Here is an 18,343-nt window from a genome sequence, read left to right as displayed (position 1 = left end):
CCTTAAAAGCCATAGGGGTAAACCTTTTCGGTGGGACGAGTAATCGCTGTCCCAGGTTCCTTGGCTCTACATTCAATAAATTATCTTCCCTGTGCAGCTTGTAATTTCGCCATATTAGCAGTCGTTCCACCATCCACACGAAGATCCGTACCAGTAATGTATGACGCTGCATCACTAATTAGAAACTGTACTGCTGTTGCACTTTCCATGGATTCCCCTTCACGGCCGAGTGGTGTATTATCCAACATCACTTTCATTTGAGGTTGTCCAGCTGCCTCTTTTCGTCCCATTGGAGTATTAATAGTTCCTGGAGATACGGAAACGATACGTGCCCCTTTTTGTCCCCATGCCCATGCTTGGTCTTCCACGATTAACAGAACGCCCAACTTGGACAAGCTGTAGGCTGCCCCTGGATCGCCTTTAGCCATTTGTTCCATTGTTTCTACAAGATTTTCTGCTAAAGGATTTTTCAACACTTCTGTATATAGTCCTTGTTTCGGAACAAAATGACCGCTCATGGATGAAATACATACTGCCACTGTTCCTGGTTCTGCTAGCGTGATAAACTCGTCTAACACTATTCCAGTTCCTACTAAATTCACTTCTGTAATTCGTTTGGAATCACTCATCGTAGGGGATAGTCCCGCTGTATGGATGATAGATTTTAATTTACCAAGAGAAGCGGCTTTTTCTGCTAAAGCTTTTACATTTTCTCTGTCTGTAATGTCCACTGTTTGATAATGTACATCGGTAATTCCTTTTGTATTTAGTTCTTCTTTTGATTGAGCTAAACGTTCCTCGCTCACATCCGCTAAAAGCACGGTTCCATTTTTGCCAACTAATTCTGCAATCGCTTTCCCCATTCCACCAGAACCGCCAGTAATCACATAAACTTCTGCCATTGTTTTTTACCCCCTAAATAGTTAAGTTACATTATTAGCGTATGGTATAATTTAACTAAATTCAAACGACATTTTGCCTGTAAATGTCCATTCTCTTAGGGGGATTCGTATCATGTATGTACTAGATGAAAATGTATCAGCAAAAGAGTATATCATTCAAGCCTTTATCAAACTGCTTGAGTCAAAAGCGTTTGAAGAAATCTCCGTCAAAGAAATTGTGAATAAAGCAGGAATTAGTCGTTCAACATTTTACATCCACTTTCAGGATAAATACGAACTGATGGATTTCATACGTGTGACAATCACTTCCAAATTCTTAGCTTTTTATGAAAATGTGCCAACGGAGGGGATAACTACATCCACTTTAAGAAAAGTGACGACATTGGAAATCTGTCAGCACATATATGAATACCGATATTATTACCAGCATGAATTCAAAAATCCAGTATATGTCCAGTATCTATCCAATGCACTAGCGGAAAAATTAGGAAAGGTATATGGAGATAATAGCTACGGGATTTTTGCTAGCTATGGATCAATAGGATACTTAGCACACTGGGTGAGGGGGAAGTTTTCAATTAGTCCAGAAGAGGCTGCTGAAGAGTTAGAGAAAATCAGTGTGACAGATTGGTCTGTACTTCGTTACTAATTTGTCATTTGAAAAATCACTATTTTACGGTTGACAAATTACCCTATGGGGTATATTATTTAAATTGTCATTAGGACTTATTTTTTTAATTTAAAATATACCTATGGGGGTAAAAAGGAGAAGTAATATGAATACTATTACAGCAAAAGAACTAGAAGAAAAGTTAATGAATAAAGAAGTGTTGAATATAATTGATGTTCGGGAGGATGTGGAAGTAGCAATGGGAATAATCCCTGGGGCAAAACATATTCCATTAGGTGATTTACCATATTCTTTGGAAGAACTTGATAAAGACAAACACTATTACATGGTTTGCCAATCTGGTGGAAGAAGTTCATCAGCATGTGAATTTTTACTAGAAGAAGGGTTTGATGTTACGAATATGAACGGAGGGATGATGGCTTGGCAGGGAGAAATAGAATGAACAAAGGAGTGTCACAGATGGGAAAAAAAGTACTGATTGTTGGTGGAGTTGCTGGTGGGGCTTCTGTTGCCGCAAGAGTTAGAAGGCTGGATGAATCTGCAGAAATTATTATGTTTGATAGAGGTCCTCATGTATCGTTTTCAAACTGCTCCTTACCATATCATTTAAGTGGAATTGTAGAAGATAGTCAAAAGCTTGTTTTAATGAACCCTGAAATATTTAAAAAGCGATATAACATTGAAGCTCGAGTAAATCAGGAAGTACAGAAAATTAACCGTGATAAGAAAACAATCATGGTGAAAGATTTAACAACAAATCAAACCTATGAGGAAACGTATGATACATTAGTTCTTTCCCCAGGGGCAATACCAATTCGTCCAACTATAGAGGGAATTCATAATGACAATGTATTCACCGTGAGAAATGTGGAAGATATTGAGAAAATCAACACATTTGTAAAACAAGAGGGTGTTAGTAAAATCACCGTTATCGGTGGCGGATTTATTGGTGTGGAAGTTGCTGAGAACTTGAAACTAGCGGGACTAGAAGTTTCCTTAGTCGAATTTGCTAATCAAGTCATGGCACCTTTTGACTATGATATGGCACAAATTCTTCATAAAGAAATGGTGGATCATGGCATTGAGCTTATTTTGGATGATGGTTTAGCCAAGATTGCAGATGGCTATGTAGAAACGAATTCTGGCAGGAAAGTAGAGGCAGATGCAGTAGTATTAGCAATTGGAGTAAGACCGGAAACCACCTTAGCAGAAGAAGCTGGATTAGCAATTGGCGAAACAAGAGCGATTAAGGTGGATCATAATTATGTAACAAGTGATAAAGCAATTTATGCTGTAGGAGATGCAATCGAGGTTTATCATCGCCTATTGCATAAGCCAACAAGATTAGCATTAGCAGGACCTGCTCAAAAACAAGCAAGGGCTGCTGCAGACCATATGTATGGTATTGCAACTAGAAATCAAGGTATTATTGGCTCATCATCCATTCATTTATTTGACCTAAATGCAGCGTCAACTGGTTTAAATGCGAGAACGGCAGAACTTGCAGGAATGAACTACGATTCTGTTTATATAATGCCTGGAGATAAGGTTGGGTTGATGCCAAATAGTAATCCAATGCATTTTAAATTGGTTTACGAATACCCAACTGGTAGAATCCTAGGTGCACAGGCTATTGGTAAGGGGAATGTTGATAAACGAATCGACGTCATTGCAACAATGATTACTATGAATGGTACGCTGGAAGACTTAAAAGACTTGGAATTAACCTATTCACCAATGTTAGGAACAGCAAAAGATGTAGTGAATCATGCCGCATTAGTAGCATTGAACCAATTGGAAGGGCGTTATAAAGAAGTAAAGGTTTCTGATGTTCGTAAACTAGTAGAAAACAATGCTTTTATCATTGATGCCCGTGAAAAAGGGGAATACGCTCAAGGTCATTTAAGAAACGCCGTCAATATTCCATTGAGTGAATTTCGGGAAAGATTAAATGATATTCCAACAGATCAACCTGTCTATATTCACTGTCGTTCTGGTCAACGAAGTTATAATATGGTGATGGCATTAAATAATTTAGGCTATGAAAATATCTATAATATTTCAGGTTCGTATTTAGGAATTAACTTATACGAATACTACAATGATATAGTTACTGGAAGAGAGAAAATTGTTACAGCATATAATTTTAAATAAAAATAACTGACTATTATACCATTTGGGGTATAATAGTCAGTATATGTTTTTATCTTTACTAAAGGAGGGAAAATAGGTGGAATATGATAAATCCGTGGTGAATCGCTTAAAACGAATTGAAGGTCAGATTAAAGGTGTTTTAAGTATGATTGAACAGAATAAAGATTGCCGTGATGTAATCACCCAATTATCAGCTACCCGAAGTGCCATTGACCGTACAATAGGATTAATAGTTAGCATGAACCTAGAGCAATGTGTACGTGAAAATATGGAAAAAGGGGAAAGCACGGGAGAACTAGTAAAAGAAGCAGTAAATTTATTAGTGAAAAGTAGATAAGGTTCAATTGACTTTGGAAAAAGTTATTGGACTTTTTCTTTTAAATATAAATATACCCATACAGGTATATAAAGGAGAGTTAATAAGAATATGGAATGGATTATATTACTAGTTATAGCAGCATTTGCCGTTAATCGTTTTATTCCAACAAAAGGTATCACAAATATAACGGTCCAGGAAACAAAAAATAAATTTAATGACAAAAATGTTCAATTCATCGATGTCCGTACACCGAATGAATTTAAGGCGAACCACTGTCCACCATTTAAAAATATTCCAGTATCTAATTTAATTAATAAAGTTAATCAATTAGATAAAGAAAAAGAGATTGTTGTGATTTGTCAAAGTGGTATGAGAAGTGCTAGAGCAGCAAAGTTATTAAAAAAGCAGGGCTTTGAAAAGATTTATAATGTTAAGGGCGGAATGGGTGCTTGGTATTAATAGGGATCAGCTATGGAATCCAAGCTTTTCAAAAAAAGTTCGATCCTTTCATCAAATTTTCACAATAGATGTCCATTATAGGTAATGTAAACGTCAGAACGGGGGAAATATCTTATGGCGATAGCAAGTAAATTAATAATGATTGGTATAGTTGCGATAAGTGTATTAGCCGGACTTATTTCCTTTTATATCATGACCGACTTACCAAAGGATGCAAAGAAAAGACAAATAGGGGAATTAACGTCAAGTTTGATAAATTTCATCCTCTTTATTTGGCTTGGAAAAATTTTTGCAAATTGGCAGATCTTTATTAGTGATCCATTAGCAGTATTAGCCTATCCAAGTAATTCCGTTGCATTTTATGTAGCAGTTCTATTTAGCGGAGCTGTTCATGTATATAAGTCGAAATATAAAAAAATGAAAGTCCTACACTTTATGGATACTTTCATCCATGTATTTTTAATGGCATCCTTTGTCTATGAATTTATCCAATTAGTTTGGAATAATAATCCTTTCAGTTTAGGATATTTAGTTTTATTCACAATGCTACTTATATCATACTTTTTACTTCAAGAGCGCCTAACAACTACTAAATTAATTATCGTTATGCTAGTTGGATGGTCATTTGGAATGGTAGGGATATCCTTATACCATCCATATATAACCGTATTTGGTTATATGATATCACCTTGGTTTATAGGGGTGTTCTTCCTGATTGGAACTTTTATGATTATTACTAACTATAGAAAGAGGGGGATATAGTGAGTGGTATTGAAGCAGATACGATGTTAATGGTAGGTACGCTATTAGCGATAGGGGCAGGAGCGTTATCTTTTTTATCCCCTTGTGTATTACCAATTTTTCCTGCGTATATGTCGTATATTACAGGGATTAGTGTGAAAGAATTACAAGGAAAGAAAAACACACAGATACGTCGCCAGTTATTAAGTCATTCACTTTTTTTCTTACTAGGTGTATCTCTCGTATTTATTAGCTTAGGTGCTGGTGCTTCCTTTCTAGGACAATGGGTACAGCATTTATTGATAGGGAATTCCGGAATATTCATTCAACGTATTGCGGGAATTTTCATTATCATAATGGGGCTGTTTATTGCAGGGTGGATAACTATACCAACGTTAATGAAGGAAAAACGAGTTCATTATTCAAAGAAACCAGTAGGATTCTTGGGAACGTTCTTTATCGGTCTTGGATTTGCTGCAGGCTGGACGCCATGTATAGGTCCTATCTTTGGTTCCATCCTACTACTTGCTGCAAGTAATCCTGGTCAAGGGATGTATTACACGTTTTTCTATGTGATTGGGTTTGCATTACCATTTATTGTGCTAACCTTCTACCTTGGTTCTACAAGGTGGATTGTACGGCATAGTCAACTGATTATGAAAATAGGTGGCGTCATCATGATCATAATGGGACTTGTATTGTTTTTTGGATTGCTGCCACGTATTTCAGGATTTCTTCTTGATTTAGTTCAAGATACATGGTTGTCAAAATTAGGATGAGTAAGTGGAGGGAATATTTCATGAAAAAAAGTATTCTTATCGTCGTCATATTGGGAATGTTAGGTTGGGCTGTCTATGATTTTATTGATTCAAATGAAAAAATGGATACTAGTGAATCTTCAATAGAGGCCGAAGAACAATCTAGCTCCAAGGGGAAAGAGGATACTGTAATCGGCTTAAATGTTGGTAATATTGCTCCTGATTTTCAGTTGCAAACATTAGAAGGTGACAATGTAAAACTATCCGACTTTCGCGGGGAGCGCGTGATGTTAAATTTCTGGGCAACATGGTGTCCACCATGTCGGGCAGAGATGCCAGATATGAAACAGTTTCATCAGGATAAAGATGTTGTTATTTTAGCAGTAAATTTAACAGATGCAGAAAAGGATTTACAGCAAGTCGAGGATTTTGTGAATGAATATGAATTAACATTTCCTATTCTGTTAGATGAGAATATTGAGGTGGCGGAGCTATATATGATTCAACCCATACCTACTAGTTTTATGATTGACTCCAATGGTTTGATTCACTATAAGGCATTTGGTGCAATGAATTATGAGCTAATGGTTCAAGAATTGGAAAAAATGGATTAATCCTCTACTATAGTTGTAAAGAGGTGACTTGAGTGAAGCCAGTAATTTTAGTAGTTGAAGATGATAAGATGATTCGGGAGCTTGTCCGAATTTATTTATCAAGAGCAGGTTATGAAGTAGTAGAAGCGAGTGATGGGGAAGAAGCAAAGGAAATCTTCCTATCCGAGCATCCATGCCTTATTATCCTAGATTTAATGCTACCAAAACTAAGCGGAGAGGAATTCTGTAAATGGGTTCGAGAAGATGAGCGGAATGAGGTTTCTATTATTATGCTCTCTGCCAAGTCACGAACAGATGACAAAATAAAGGGCTTGAAAATGGGGGCCGATGATTATATGGTGAAGCCATTTGATCCGGATGAATTACTTGCCCATGTGGAGGCTGTATTACGGCGAACTGGTCAGTTCTGTCAAAAGATTACATATGATGGGTTATGCATTAAACCACGAAAAGGTGAGGTATTGCTATTTGAAAAAAGTTTGAATTTAACAAAGCATGAGTTCAACCTTCTTTATTATTTCATGGAGAATCCAAATGTTGTTATTTCTCGGGAAAGTCTTGTGGAACAGCTGTACCCATTAGCAGAAAAAATAGTGCTGGAGAGAACCATTGATGCCCATATTAAAAAGCTTCGAAAAAAAATCGAGGAAAACCCTGCTTTCCCCCTACGCCTACAAACCGTTCGAGGAATGGGGTATAAATTTGTTCCATAAAAAGAATGGTAAATCACTTGTTCCAAAACAATTTTTAATTCGATTAACGTTTATTAATATTATTGTTATTACTTCCTTTGTGGTAATTAGTAGTTTTGCAATCTATAATACAGCATGTATTTTGGCAGATGGCTTGGTAATAATGAGTAGCCATAGACAGGCCCATTTTGAATCAACACTTCTTCAGTATTTGTGGATATTTAGTATTATTACGATTGTAATTGGAAGTCTTATTCAATTTTATTTTACAAGAAAGCTACTTAACCCGTTACGAGCATTAATTCATTCAACAAAGCTCATGAAAAAAGGTCATTATCCTTCCTCCATTAACGTAAAATCTAAAGATGAAATTGGAGAATTAATTGATCATTTCAATGGATTGGTGGCGCAATTAAAAGAAAATGAGACTCATAGACAAAAACTTGTATCAGACCTATCTCATGAATTTCGCACACCATTGTCCAATTTAAGTGGTTATTTAAATGCGTTAAAGAATGGTGTGGTGGAAGCGGATGAAGAATTGTATCAATCTCTATATGGAGAATCGAAGCGACTTATTAAGTTAGTGGAACAGATGGAGCAACTTAAGGAATGGGATTATGTATCCAAACAAACTTTTTCCGAAAGAACTCAAGAAGATATGGCTGTACTAGTTAGTCAATCAATTGATATGTTTCGTTGGACATTAAAGAAAACAACTATCTCCGTAGATTTAAAATTGGACTCTGGAATAGTCAATGTATCAAATGGTGGAATCTCACAAGTTATTAGTAATCTAATCGATAATGCCATTCGTTATTATGATGGAAATAGTCCAATCATGATCACAGGTGAAAAACGTAAGAATGACTATAAGCTGTCAATAAGTGGGCCAGGTCAAACTATCCCAATATATAAACACAATAGGATCTTTGAGAGGTTCTATCGTATAGAACACTTACATTCAAATGATTATGAGGGAACGGGACTTGGATTAGCAATCTCCAAAGAAATTATTGAACACCATCATGGTAGTATAGGAATAGAATCGATAGGAAACTATCATACGTTTTGGTTTGTGTTACCTTTAGTGGACTAAAATATAGGGAAATAGATAGTTTTAAATTATTGGAAAAGTCTTTATGCATTATAAACTACTAAAAAAACTACGACAAAGTATATGTCGTAGCTCTTTTGAATTATTTGTTATTCTGCTGTAAATCATTTTGAGTCTTCTCATCCAAGTCTTGTGGCACTGCTCGGTATACTAAGAATGCTAAGATAACGGCAACAATTGATATAGCAAATGCGATAAAATACACAAGCTCCACGCCTGATACCATTGCTAGATTCTTGGTGATAGGATCTGTTGGATTACTAGCATCTTCCAAATAGTGAAGCTGCTTTGCATTCATGATACTGATAAATACGGAAACCCCAATTGCACCACCAACCGGCTGTAAGGTTGTCATAACAGCTGTCCCATGTGGATACAACTGTTTTGGGAGTTGATTTAATCCATTGGTTTCCGCAGGCATCATTATTGCAGAAACAGATATCATTAATAAGATATAACCAACAATTACAACCCATAAAGGCGTATCTATAGTTAACCTACTCATCATAAATAAGGTCCCACTTAAAACAAGGGTTGCAGGAATCATCAATAAACGTGGTCCAAATTTATCAAACAAATATCCCATAAACGGAGACATTGCCCCATTTAGAATACTCCCAGGCAATAAAATTAATCCTGCTGCAGCTGGAGCTAAAGCCAAAGGTCCCTGCATATAGATAGGCAAAATAAGTTCTGAGGCAAACATGGACATGATAATGATTAAAAACATGATAACCGCATGCGTATACATTGGATATTTAAATACTCTTAAATCCATCACGGGTTCTTCTAACTTAAATTGCCTAATAGAAAATAATACAATTCCAATGATCCCAGCAATAATTGGAAAATATACATTCGTACTTAAGAAGCCTTCCTTACTTTCTCCGACGGCACTGAAGCCATATATAATAGCTCCAAACCCAATTGTAGAAAAGAATAATGACAAGATATCAATTTTAGGTTTGGTAACCTCTGAAACATTAATTAAATATTTATATGCAAATCCGATTGAAAATAGCGCAAACGGAATTACAGTAATAAATAAATATCGCCATCCTAAATATTCAACAATCACCCCGGACAAAGTAGGTCCAATAGCTGGAGCAAACATGATGACTAGACCAATGATTCCCATGATTTTCCCACGTCGGTGTGGCGGATAAATCAATAAGAAAACATTAAATATGATTGGCATTAGAAGTCCTGTTCCAGCTGCCTGTATTAGTCGTCCAACTAATAATATTGAAAAAGTTGGAGCAAACGCGCTTATCGTAGTCCCAATGGTGAAAATGATCATGGTTCCCAGAAAAAGTTGCCTTGTGGTAAACCATTGAAGTAACAAAGCGGATACTGGTATGACAATTCCCATCACCAGCATAAAACCTGTTGCCATCCATTGAACAGTTGGTAAGGTTATATTAAATTCACCCATTAATGTAGTAAGTGCAATATTTAACAATGTTTCATTTAATACAGCGAAAAAAGCACCAATAATTAATGAAAGCATGATTGGCAATACCTTTACATTTGGGTCATCTACTAAAAATTCATATTTTTTTGGTTCGTTGTTATTATTCATAAATGTCTCCTTTTTTTTAAGACCCATTCTAATGTAGGTGGAAAGCAGGAATGGAGATGAGGAAAGCGCAAGCACTCCTTTTTAATCAGGTCTTAAGAACACAAAAAAGGAGACAAGTCTCCTTTTTTAATCGTACTTATAGAGTTTTTAAAAAGACAGACGCATTCCGAACACCCTACCACTTAGTAGAGTCTTATTATTATTTAATTGTTAAATAAGCTAATCGGAATTTAATGAATGCCATTTTAAAAACCCCCCTAAAATAATAGAACAATAATAACACTGCTAAGCTGTTATTGCAATGGGCGTTCTAGAGTAGAGTAAAATCACTTGTGATCTTATTTTGGCTCGCATGATAATTAGCCCTTCATCTTCTCTAACTGAACTTCAACGATATCTCCAATCATAGGCAATTTAAATAGTTTTCCTTGATAAGCTTGAATCATTAACACGATCCATAGAACTAATGAAAGAGGTGCTAATAATGCAGTAATTGCAAAACCAAGGAGTGGGATAAGACCAATTACGATATTGAGAACGAATAAAGCAGCAAAAACAATAATGGATTGTAAAGCATGAAAACGAACGAAGTGGTTATCTTTCTCAATAAGTAAAAAGATTAGTCCGGTAACAAATCCAAGCAAATAACATAGTAAACCTGCTACGTTTTCCTCTATCCCTGATGATGTTTTGTTTTTACTTTCATTTGTTTTCTTATTTTTTTCTGATTGCTCATTGTTATCATTTTGCAAATCAGACATGTTCTCATCTCCTTTACATCATTATTTAGTCCTGTTATTTACTAAGCATAATTGCTCATAATATTACCCTATGATGATTCTTTAGAATAATGTACATAACTTTATTTCTGTCAAGAGCAGTAATAAAGTACTTCTATTTTAAAATTATTTCTTGGGAGCAAAAAAGATGACCATTCCAGAACTTGCCTCCATGCTTATTTGAAAACCATTTTCCTCTGTACCAGCATTGAGTAAAAAGTACTTCTCTCCGTCCATTTCACTTTGTTGTTCCAAATTAATCGGTAATCCATTATCCGTAGCATAATTTTTCATCGCTTCAAATATTTCATCAGCCTCTTCTTCAAAGTTGAATAGGACAGTATGTGTTTCTGTACTTTCATCTGAATGGGATTGAGTTACTTCGATGATCATATTTTTGGGCCAAGGAAAATCTGCTGGTAAAGCTTCAGGTATTTTAGCACTACTACCAGTTTCGGAAACAATTTCTCCTTCTTCTGTTTCAACTTTTATGGTTGAATTTCCTTCCTCATCTGTTTCGACTTCATATTCACTACTCGTTTCCTTATCCTTGAATTTTATGCTAGTGTCATCTCCACAACCGGCTAATAGGAGGGGTAATACAGTTAACCCCATCAAGCTGAATAGTAATTTTCTTTTCAATATCAAATTCCTCTCTATAAGTATTAATGCCTACCGATTATCCATATGCTGGAAGTAACGGAAAAATACATTGTCCCTGAAATTGAGTTGAAAGATAACAACAAAATGAAAACCTTTTGTCTATTATTTCGTATAACCTATAGATGAATAATATATTTGGAGGAAATCGCCCATGAATGACATAAAACTAGAAAACTCGTTATCTCCTTCTTTTCCAAAAATACGAAGAATCTCAGAAACTATTGGGAATATTATTGGACTTTTGGTTATAGGGATACTGTTTTGGTTACAATCCTTTTTTGATTGGCCGATATGGACTTTCTGGATTTTAGTTGGTTTAACCGTGTTAACTATATTAGGAATAATCTGGTCTATATTTGAACCTACTTATTTATATCGAAGTTGGAGTTATCAGTATGATGATGAATACCTTCAATTGAGCTATGGAATCCTTCAGAAAGAATGGGTGACCGTTCCAATGACTAAAATACAATCGGTCACAACGAGTCAAGGGCCGATTTTAAAGCGATACAGGGCTCGTTCGATTAAAGTAGAGACAGTTGGTTCCTCCCATGCGATTCCAGCATTGGAAGAAGAAGTAGCATTCGCGTTAAGGGAAAAAATAGCTGAGTTTGCAAAACTGAAGGAAGTGGATGAATAATGCGTTATCATCCGTTAACCATTGCATTTCGAATCTATCAATTGGTGAAAAGTAATTTTTTTATTGCAATTTTATTGTTTGTACTAAATAGGGAATCTGAATTCTGGATTTGGAAGTATGGAAGATATGTATTTTTGCTTTATATTATCGTACGATTAATTTCCATTGTCCTCTCGTGGTTTGTTGAAAAGTATGAGTGGAAAGACCGAGTTTTTCATATACATAAGGGGATATTTGTCAAACAATCTAGCACGATTCCTTTTAATAAAGTTCAAAATGTGACCCGAAAGACAACTGTTTTTCATAAGATTGTAGGCTTGACTTCTTTAACCTTTGAAACAGCAATGGATGGGGTAGAGGATGGGATTCATTTCGAGGTAATATCTAAGAAACATGCTGATGAATTAATTGATTTAGTAAAGGCTAATCAAGTAAAAGTAAGTGAGCCTGAACTAGTATCGACTATGGAATTGGAAGAAGAGGTGGAACAGGAACCAGTTCAAGATTCTTATCGAACGGTTCATTTCACACCGAAGAAGAAGGATTTATGGAAGGCTAGTTTTACATCATTAAGCTTCCTTGCTATTATTCCAATTGTTGCTGGATTACTCGATAATATACAACCATTTTTGGAGGGTCGATTTGAAGGGATACTTCAAATGCTATTGGATAGTTCATGGTTGTTCGGTATTATGATTGCGATTGCTGTTATTGTTGCGGTTTCATTTGGTATTGGAAGAACATTTATCCGCTATGGTAAGTATGAAATTTCCTCAGATGCTACCCATATCTATATTGATCGCGGGATACTGAATGAAAGTTATTTTGCAATTGAAAAGAAGAAAATTCAAGGGTTGGAAATGGAACAGTCGTTTTTGAAACGATTATTAGGATTAGCAGAAGTGAAATTAATTAGTTCCGCCAAACCGAATCAGGAGGATGGTTCCGTAAATGTTAATTCTTTATATCCTTTTTTACCATTGGAAAGTGCCTATAAGCTAATAGAAGAAATATTGCCTATCTACCAGGTGAATAGTCAGTTGGAAAGGTTGCCACGCATTGCTTTATGGCTTAAGTTGTTTCGGCTGAATTGGATGTGGATTATCGTAACGGCTGTTTTGTTTTATTTTAAACCAGATTTTCTCCATATTGCTTGGTGGGGATGGAGTCTTCTATTATTAGGTATTATTTTATTGAATAGGATATTGAATTATATCCATACCAGGTATGTCGTAACAGATGATCAGGTCCAATGGTGGGAGGGTGGTCTAACGAGTCGTATGTTTATTACAAAGCGGAAAAACATAGTCGAGATGAGCTATTCACAATCCAGACTTCAAAGCCATTTTCAAGTCGCGACTGTTTCAACTACCAATCGTTCTACTCCTGTACATGTGGAAACGATCCAAGATCTTCCTCTAGACTTTGCGCTCGAGATGAAAAATTGGTATTTCAAACGTGTGGAGGATGTAGAATTCGAAAATAAAAAGTAGTTTAAACGGTACCGTCTCATCAAACGCTTATCCTGTTTTTAAAGCAAAGGGGGGGGAAGATAATTGGGCTCCAGAATTATGCATTACTGTATATCTTCTCTACACGCTTTGGTGGAGCTCTAAGCAATTTGGCAGGAATTGGGGGACTGGTTGTTTTCTTTTCTGTTAAATAGCTCTCAGGTTTAGAACCTGAACCAGAAGGAAGAAGGGTGAACTATGGACTTAATCATTTTAAGAACTAAAAAAGAGGAAGCCTCTAAGCTTTTGGTAATACAGAAGAAAGCTTTCAAAGACGACTTAGAGAAGTACCAGGACCACGAAAGCAGTCCTGTAAACGAGCCAATTGAGAGATTACGAATGAAGATAGAATTATTCTTTCATTACACGATTTGGCTTAATGATGAAATTATCGGTGGCATAGATGTCCGGGATTTAGGCGATGGTAAATACCGTCTTAATCGAATTTTTATATCACCTGATTTTCAGGGGCTAGGATTAGGGACTAGGATTATGCAAGTGATGGAAAGTGAATTTTCCCAAGCAAAGGAGTGGAGTTTAGATACACCCCACTTGAATAGTAAAAATCATCATTTCTATGAGAAATTGGGTTATATAAAAGTTGGAGAACATGTTATTACAGAAAAACTAAGACTAGTAGATTATGTGAAAACTATTTATAACGGGTAAGAGGGGATTATATTGAATTTAAACCATGTATTAGTTTTTGGTGGAACAGGAATGCTTGCTAAGGCAACTGGGTGGGTTGCGGAACATGCCAATCATACTGTTGCTTTTGGTAGTTTAGACTACGATTAGAACGACTGGGCGAAAAATATGGTAAACATGGACTCAAGGCAGAAGAAATGGATTATTCCAATATAGATGATTTAATGCATAAGATAGAAGTTGCATATGAAGAATACGGTGAGATAGATTTAGTAGTCGCTTGGATTCATAGCACTGCACCAGATGCTATCCCGACAATTAAGAAACAAATTTCTGAACTGCAGAAGAACCATACGTGGACTTTAGTGATTGTAAAGGGCAGTAGTAGTCATTTAGCTAGTATTACTGCCTATGAAGCGGATGTCCCGGATAATTGTATTGTAAAAGAGGTACAGTTAGGTTTTATTTACAATGGAGTGTCTTCTAGATGGTTAACACATCAAGAAATATCAGAGGGAGTTATTGAAGCAATTAAAAGTAGAGAGAGAAAAACTATTGTAGGTACGTTGGAGCCATGGGAAAAAAGACCATGATAAGTAAAATGAAAGAATAAAATCTGAATATTTGGTATAATACGCTTGAATATCCTACACACCCTTGATATAATTGGTGTGTAGGAGGGAAATAATATGGAAAAACCAATGAAACGAAAACAATTTCATCTGACCAATGAAGATGAAGAAATTTTAAAGTATATAGCGAAAACAAAGAGAATGTCTGAAGCAGAAATTGTAAGAGAAGCTATTAGGGAGTACGCTGCAAAAAACGCTGAGGAGAAAAATCCTTTATTTGATATGGCAATAGGGGCTGAACGAGATTTTGCTGATACACCTGTGGATCTCTCAGTAAACCATGACAACTATCTACTGGAGAAATATACAGATGGAAAAAAGTAGGTGTTTTGTAGATACTAGTGCCTTGATTGCCTTAAATAATGTTAATGACCAATACCACACCAAGGCACGGGACATCGCTTCAAAGTTAACTAACATAGAGTTTATTATTTCTGATGCCATTATTAATGAGACCTATAACATCTTAAGATACCGTATAGGTTATCACAGAGCTTCTTTTTTCCTTAAGACAGTACTAGCAGGTCCCCCCTTTATTATTGCTGATATAGATGTGTTAATTAGAAAAACAGCCTCTCAGATACTTGAACAATACAGTGATCAAAAAATCTCATATTGTGATGCTATAAGTGTATCCCTAATGAAAGAACAAAAAATCCAAAAAATCTTTGCATTTGACCACCATTTTGAGGTAATGGGAGTTGAACTTTATCTATAATGATTATTGGGTATTAAAAAAACAGACCATATTAGTAGGGGATTAAAAAATAATAATGGATTATTCCACGCTAATAATGGAGAAGAGGGTACAAATGAATATCAGATTAGCTGAAATGAAAGACATAAAGCAATTAATAAAAATGAGATGGGATTTCACCATCGAACATGATGAGAGTAAAGCGAACGAATCATACGATGACTTCGAAAAGGAGTGCCAAACCTTTTTAAAAAATGCCTTAAATGGGCGTGATTGGTTTATCTGGGTTGCGGAAGAAAATGATAGAGTTGTGTCTCATATTTACATAGAATTAATACAAAAGGTGCCACGTCCTGGCAGAATAACGCATCCATTCGCATATATGACAAATGTTTTTACAATTCCGGAATACAGAAATAAAGGCATTGGTAGTAAATTACTACGTTCTATTAATAAATGGATTGAAGAAAATAATTACGAGTTTGTAATTGTTTGGCCAAGTGATGATGCTATTAATTATTATGAGAAGAATGGGTATGTTCGTTGCACAGAGCCGATGGAGTATTTTTCTTCATGAGTTTCTAGAAGGTCATCAAATAGCAAGGAGGTGGAATAAAAATGATTCATGCTAAAACGGTATTGTTAGACCAGTTGTTAGCCAATGCAAATGACCGCAGCTGGTATGTATCTTTTCAAGAAGCTGTGGAAGGAATCTCAGAAGAAGAAGCAAATTGGAAGCCAGATAAGAAGAGTCATAGTATCGCAGAGATTGTACAACATCTTATCTATTGGAATGAGGTGTGGCAATTACGGTATGAAAAATCAAATGTTCATGCTGTGGAACCTATTAATGATAATGCAGATAGCTTTCTAGTCCCAGGAGATAAAAGCTTCCCGGAGCTTAAGGAACAATTACTTGAGGTGCTATTACGCTGGCAAAAATTGATTTCAAAAGAGAAGCTAGAATCACAGGTTATTGGTTTCCCAGTGGAAGCAGAATGGTGGGCATTAATTGGAAATGCTACCACACATAATGCCTACCATATTGGTCAAATAACCTATATTCGTAAAATGGAAAAGAACATTTCCTAAGGGACTAGAAACCATAGTAGTAATTAATTCAAGGGGGATTATCATGTTCATCGTAAATGTAGAAGGTGCCATTCACCGGGAGGGAAAATGGCTATTAATCCGTAGAAGTGAAAAAGAAGAACATGCAGGGGGCTCTCTTTCACTTGTTGGTGGTAAGTGTGAGATAGAGGGAAATTCCACGGATATTTTGGAAAGAACATTACATAGAGAAATTCTTGAAGAAGTGGGAATTGAGGTAACTATTCTTGGGTATGTAAATAGCTCTTCATTTGTATCTGATTCTGGTATGAATGTTGTTGATATTGTTTTCCTGTGTCAACATAAATCAGGGGAACCTTATGCTAAAAGTACGGAAGAGGTTGATGAGGTTATTTGGAAGACAACGGAGGAAATTATATCGCATGTTGATTTGCCAGACTATTTAATAGAAAATGTAAAGCTAGCGGATGGATTATTAAGAGAATATCTGTAGTTATATAAATATAGTTAGTTCCTTATAACACCACTAAGTCAGGGCAGGAAATCCTGAATTTATAAAATGGCCCAAATATATGGCGGAAAGCTATTATACTTTCCGCCCATCATAACCACGGTAAACAGAAAAATTATTACCCCATATAAACACTCTCACATGTATTTGCAGCTGGTTCATAATAGCAATGTTGTTTAAACTGTCCTGCAAATGGTTGATCATACCATGTAGGAGGACATGGAGCGTAAGGATTAAAATACCAAAGTGCATACTTAGAGGGATGTTCCCGCCAAAAATCTAAGGTTTGTTTAGCCAACCTCTTTTCTACACCTCTTGCTCTATTGTAAAAGACATTCCCTTTTTGTACTGCTTCAAAGGAATAATTACCACCTTGAACTTGATAAATTACATCCGATATCGACCTTAATCCAACGAAGTCCAAACAATTTGCTGCTAGTCGATTGACAATGACATTACCAACCATTAACATCCCTAATTGCCCTTCACCTTCAGCTTCTGCCCTCATCATCCTAGCAACTAAAGCTACGTCACTATCTGTATATTTTACCCTCGCCATTTTTATCACCTCTATAAAAAGTGTATGAAAAAAGTCCATTAAAGGTTTCTTTTTAATACGTGTGTCCCATTAATTCAATATATAGTATTAATTTTCGGGTGTTTTCTAAAAGATTGTTGTTAATTACACAATTTCTGTAGACTGTGCGGTAACTAATAATTTTTGGTAGCGCATCGTACCCGCTCCGGAAATACACTTCGCTTTCCGTGGGCGGCTGGTGAGCCTCCTCACTCCTTCGTCGTTGCGGGGTCTCACCTATGCCTATCCTCCCACAGGAGTCTCCGTGTATTTCCGGAGCTGGTTTAGCTTGAATTTGATTAAAAGTGATTTTTAATGAAAATATGTGATAAAACAATTTTTATTTAGAAAGCCAATACTAGCGCAGGCAGAATACGGAGACTCCTACGGGAACAGCACGAGTCCGAAGACCCCGCAGCGGTGGTCTTTCCGTGAGGAGGCTGAGGCCGTGCCCGTGGAAAGCGGAGTATTCTGTCGGAGCGGGATTTTAGCACTACACCTACTCATTCCTAGGAGTGAGGAAATGTTTACAGTAGTTACCGCACATTTTCCATCAACTGCGAAAGTGATAAGCAACAAACTTTACGAAAACAGCCTAATTTTTAATATGAGTATTTGGAATATTATGCTAACATAATATGTAAG

Annotated in this window: 24 protein-coding genes; 19 read left to right on the top strand and 5 right to left on the bottom strand. The window is 36.1% G+C overall.

Features of this window, described 5'->3' with window-relative positions; translation table 11 throughout:
- Positions 1-80: 80 nt before the first annotated feature.
- Positions 81-902: an SDR family oxidoreductase gene (locus K332_RS0109770; RefSeq protein WP_026907296.1), complete on the bottom strand. Its 822-nt coding sequence runs from the start codon at positions 900-902 to the stop codon at positions 81-83.
- Positions 903-1,014: 112 nt separating this feature from the next.
- Here K332_RS0109770 and K332_RS23260 point away from each other — a divergent pair, with 112 nt between their 5' ends.
- The 10 genes from K332_RS23260 to K332_RS0109720 all read left to right on the top strand — a co-directional run bounded on the left by K332_RS23260 (position 1,015) and on the right by K332_RS0109720 (position 8,369).
- Entirely contained in the window at positions 1,015-1,551 is a 537-nt protein-coding gene (locus tag K332_RS23260; RefSeq protein ID WP_026907295.1) for a TetR family transcriptional regulator, read from the top strand.
- Between the two features lie 127 nt (positions 1,552-1,678).
- Positions 1,679-1,975: a rhodanese-like domain-containing protein gene (locus K332_RS0109760; RefSeq protein ID WP_026907294.1), complete on the top strand. Its 297-nt coding sequence runs from the start codon at positions 1,679-1,681 to the stop codon at positions 1,973-1,975.
- Between the two features lie 17 nt (positions 1,976-1,992).
- Positions 1,993-3,687: an FAD-dependent oxidoreductase gene (locus K332_RS0109755; RefSeq protein WP_026907293.1), complete on the top strand. Its 1,695-nt coding sequence runs from the start codon at positions 1,993-1,995 to the stop codon at positions 3,685-3,687.
- A gap of 76 nt (positions 3,688-3,763) precedes the next feature.
- On the top strand, positions 3,764-4,024 hold the full coding sequence (locus tag K332_RS0109750; RefSeq protein WP_026907292.1) for a metal-sensitive transcriptional regulator: 261 nt from the start codon (positions 3,764-3,766) through the stop codon (positions 4,022-4,024).
- Between the two features lie 90 nt (positions 4,025-4,114).
- On the top strand, positions 4,115-4,465 hold the full coding sequence (locus tag K332_RS0109745) for a rhodanese-like domain-containing protein (RefSeq protein WP_026907291.1): 351 nt from the start codon (positions 4,115-4,117) through the stop codon (positions 4,463-4,465).
- Between the two features lie 114 nt (positions 4,466-4,579).
- Entirely contained in the window at positions 4,580-5,227 is a 648-nt protein-coding gene (locus K332_RS0109740; RefSeq protein WP_026907290.1) for a hypothetical protein, read from the top strand.
- Positions 5,227-5,985: a cytochrome c biogenesis CcdA family protein gene (locus K332_RS0109735; RefSeq protein WP_026907289.1), complete on the top strand. Its 759-nt coding sequence runs from the start codon at positions 5,227-5,229 to the stop codon at positions 5,983-5,985. Before K332_RS0109740 ends, K332_RS0109735 begins: the two co-directional genes overlap by 1 nt.
- A 20-nt stretch (positions 5,986-6,005) precedes the next feature.
- Positions 6,006-6,578: a peroxiredoxin family protein gene (locus tag K332_RS0109730; protein WP_026907288.1), complete on the top strand. Its 573-nt coding sequence runs from the start codon at positions 6,006-6,008 to the stop codon at positions 6,576-6,578.
- 32 nt (positions 6,579-6,610) lie between these two features.
- Entirely contained in the window at positions 6,611-7,291 is a 681-nt protein-coding gene (locus K332_RS0109725) for a response regulator transcription factor (RefSeq protein WP_026907287.1), read from the top strand.
- A complete protein-coding gene (locus tag K332_RS0109720) occupies positions 7,281-8,369 on the top strand; it encodes a sensor histidine kinase (protein ID WP_036688595.1) in 1,089 nt (362 codons plus the stop codon). The genes K332_RS0109725 and K332_RS0109720 overlap by 11 nt, the downstream gene beginning before the upstream one ends.
- Positions 8,370-8,469: 100 nt before the next feature.
- On the opposite strand, the gene K332_RS0109715 is transcribed toward K332_RS0109720, so the two are convergent.
- From K332_RS0109715 to K332_RS0109700, 3 genes are all read right to left on the bottom strand, one after another.
- Entirely contained in the window at positions 8,470-9,969 is a 1,500-nt protein-coding gene (locus K332_RS0109715) for an MDR family MFS transporter (RefSeq protein WP_026907285.1), read from the bottom strand.
- Between the two features lie 359 nt (positions 9,970-10,328).
- Positions 10,329-10,730, bottom strand: a complete 402-nt coding sequence (locus K332_RS22285) for a DUF4870 domain-containing protein (RefSeq protein ID WP_026907284.1) — start codon at positions 10,728-10,730, stop codon at positions 10,329-10,331.
- Positions 10,731-10,874: 144 nt separating this feature from the next.
- The gene (locus tag K332_RS0109700) at positions 10,875-11,390 is read right to left on the bottom strand and encodes a hypothetical protein (RefSeq protein ID WP_026907283.1); all 516 of its coding nucleotides are present in this window, start codon (positions 11,388-11,390) and stop codon (positions 10,875-10,877) included.
- Positions 11,391-11,562: 172 nt separating this feature from the next.
- Here K332_RS0109700 and K332_RS0109695 point away from each other — a divergent pair, with 172 nt between their 5' ends.
- The 9 genes from K332_RS0109695 (at position 11,563) to K332_RS0109650 (ending at position 17,103) form a co-directional block, all read left to right on the top strand.
- Positions 11,563-12,051 carry a PH domain-containing protein gene (locus tag K332_RS0109695; RefSeq protein WP_026907282.1) on the top strand — a complete coding sequence of 163 codons (489 nt, stop codon included), beginning with the start codon at positions 11,563-11,565 and terminating at the stop codon, positions 12,049-12,051.
- Positions 12,051-13,544: a PH domain-containing protein gene (locus tag K332_RS0109690; RefSeq protein WP_026907281.1), complete on the top strand. Its 1,494-nt coding sequence runs from the start codon at positions 12,051-12,053 to the stop codon at positions 13,542-13,544. Before K332_RS0109695 ends, K332_RS0109690 begins: the two co-directional genes overlap by 1 nt.
- 216 nt (positions 13,545-13,760) lie before the next feature.
- Positions 13,761-14,231: a GNAT family N-acetyltransferase gene (locus tag K332_RS0109685; RefSeq protein WP_026907280.1), complete on the top strand. Its 471-nt coding sequence runs from the start codon at positions 13,761-13,763 to the stop codon at positions 14,229-14,231.
- A 176-nt stretch (positions 14,232-14,407) separates the two neighbouring features.
- Positions 14,408-14,803 (top strand): Rossmann-fold NAD(P)-binding domain-containing protein, encoded by a 396-nt coding sequence (locus K332_RS0109675; protein WP_026907279.1) that lies wholly within the window; start codon positions 14,408-14,410, stop codon positions 14,801-14,803.
- A 96-nt stretch (positions 14,804-14,899) separates the two neighbouring features.
- Positions 14,900-15,166, top strand: a complete 267-nt coding sequence (locus K332_RS0109670; protein WP_026907278.1) for a ribbon-helix-helix domain-containing protein — start codon at positions 14,900-14,902, stop codon at positions 15,164-15,166.
- Positions 15,153-15,560, top strand: a complete 408-nt coding sequence (locus K332_RS0109665; protein WP_026907277.1) for a type II toxin-antitoxin system VapC family toxin — start codon at positions 15,153-15,155, stop codon at positions 15,558-15,560. Before K332_RS0109670 ends, K332_RS0109665 begins: the two co-directional genes overlap by 14 nt.
- A gap of 94 nt (positions 15,561-15,654) precedes the next feature.
- On the top strand, positions 15,655-16,116 hold the full coding sequence (locus K332_RS0109660; RefSeq protein ID WP_026907276.1) for a GNAT family N-acetyltransferase: 462 nt from the start codon (positions 15,655-15,657) through the stop codon (positions 16,114-16,116).
- A 41-nt stretch (positions 16,117-16,157) separates the two neighbouring features.
- Positions 16,158-16,631: a DinB family protein gene (locus K332_RS0109655; protein ID WP_026907275.1), complete on the top strand. Its 474-nt coding sequence runs from the start codon at positions 16,158-16,160 to the stop codon at positions 16,629-16,631.
- 43 nt (positions 16,632-16,674) lie between these two features.
- On the top strand, positions 16,675-17,103 hold the full coding sequence (locus K332_RS0109650) for an NUDIX hydrolase (protein WP_026907274.1): 429 nt from the start codon (positions 16,675-16,677) through the stop codon (positions 17,101-17,103).
- Positions 17,104-17,239: 136 nt separating this feature from the next.
- On the opposite strand, the gene K332_RS0109645 is transcribed toward K332_RS0109650, so the two are convergent.
- Positions 17,240-17,680 carry a cell wall hydrolase gene (locus K332_RS0109645; RefSeq protein WP_026907273.1) on the bottom strand — a complete coding sequence of 147 codons (441 nt, stop codon included), beginning with the start codon at positions 17,678-17,680 and terminating at the stop codon, positions 17,240-17,242.
- Positions 17,681-18,343 lie beyond the last annotated feature (663 nt).

The sequence above is a fragment of the Paucisalibacillus globulus DSM 18846 genome, assembly GCF_000482485.1.
GTDB classification, from domain to species: Bacteria; Bacillota; Bacilli; order Bacillales; family Amphibacillaceae; genus Ornithinibacillus; species Ornithinibacillus globulus.
The sequence above is the reverse complement of the archived record's forward strand: the minus strand, read 5'-3'. Positions and strand labels throughout refer to the sequence as shown.

Excerpts from the sequence above, each read along its gene's own strand:
- K332_RS23260 (WP_026907295.1), top strand. The coding sequence starts at position 1,015 with ATGTATGTACTAGATGAAAATGTATCAGCAAAAGAGTATATCATTCAA.
- K332_RS0109675 (WP_026907279.1), top strand. The coding sequence starts at position 14,408 with ATGGATTATTCCAATATAGATGATTTAATGCATAAGATAGAAGTTGCA.
- K332_RS0109685 (WP_026907280.1), top strand. The coding sequence starts at position 13,761 with ATGGACTTAATCATTTTAAGAACTAAAAAAGAGGAAGCCTCTAAGCTT.
- K332_RS0109655 (WP_026907275.1), top strand. The coding sequence starts at position 16,158 with ATGATTCATGCTAAAACGGTATTGTTAGACCAGTTGTTAGCCAATGCA.
- K332_RS0109690 (WP_026907281.1), top strand. The coding sequence starts at position 12,051 with ATGCGTTATCATCCGTTAACCATTGCATTTCGAATCTATCAATTGGTG.
- K332_RS0109770 (WP_026907296.1), bottom strand. The coding sequence starts at position 902 with ATGGCAGAAGTTTATGTGATTACTGGCGGTTCTGGTGGAATGGGGAAA.
- K332_RS22285 (WP_026907284.1), bottom strand. The coding sequence starts at position 10,730 with ATGTCTGATTTGCAAAATGATAACAATGAGCAATCAGAAAAAAATAAG.
- K332_RS0109645 (WP_026907273.1), bottom strand. The coding sequence starts at position 17,680 with ATGGCGAGGGTAAAATATACAGATAGTGACGTAGCTTTAGTTGCTAGG.
- K332_RS0109715 (WP_026907285.1), bottom strand. The coding sequence starts at position 9,969 with ATGAATAATAACAACGAACCAAAAAAATATGAATTTTTAGTAGATGAC.
- K332_RS0109730 (WP_026907288.1), top strand. The coding sequence starts at position 6,006 with ATGAAAAAAAGTATTCTTATCGTCGTCATATTGGGAATGTTAGGTTGG.
- K332_RS0109695 (WP_026907282.1), top strand. The coding sequence starts at position 11,563 with ATGAATGACATAAAACTAGAAAACTCGTTATCTCCTTCTTTTCCAAAA.
- K332_RS0109665 (WP_026907277.1), top strand. The coding sequence starts at position 15,153 with ATGGAAAAAAGTAGGTGTTTTGTAGATACTAGTGCCTTGATTGCCTTA.
- K332_RS0109740 (WP_026907290.1), top strand. The coding sequence starts at position 4,580 with ATGGCGATAGCAAGTAAATTAATAATGATTGGTATAGTTGCGATAAGT.
- K332_RS0109670 (WP_026907278.1), top strand. The coding sequence starts at position 14,900 with ATGGAAAAACCAATGAAACGAAAACAATTTCATCTGACCAATGAAGAT.
- K332_RS0109755 (WP_026907293.1), top strand. The coding sequence starts at position 1,993 with ATGGGAAAAAAAGTACTGATTGTTGGTGGAGTTGCTGGTGGGGCTTCT.
- K332_RS0109660 (WP_026907276.1), top strand. The coding sequence starts at position 15,655 with ATGAATATCAGATTAGCTGAAATGAAAGACATAAAGCAATTAATAAAA.
- K332_RS0109650 (WP_026907274.1), top strand. The coding sequence starts at position 16,675 with ATGTTCATCGTAAATGTAGAAGGTGCCATTCACCGGGAGGGAAAATGG.
- K332_RS0109760 (WP_026907294.1), top strand. The coding sequence starts at position 1,679 with ATGAATACTATTACAGCAAAAGAACTAGAAGAAAAGTTAATGAATAAA.
- K332_RS0109745 (WP_026907291.1), top strand. The coding sequence starts at position 4,115 with ATGGAATGGATTATATTACTAGTTATAGCAGCATTTGCCGTTAATCGT.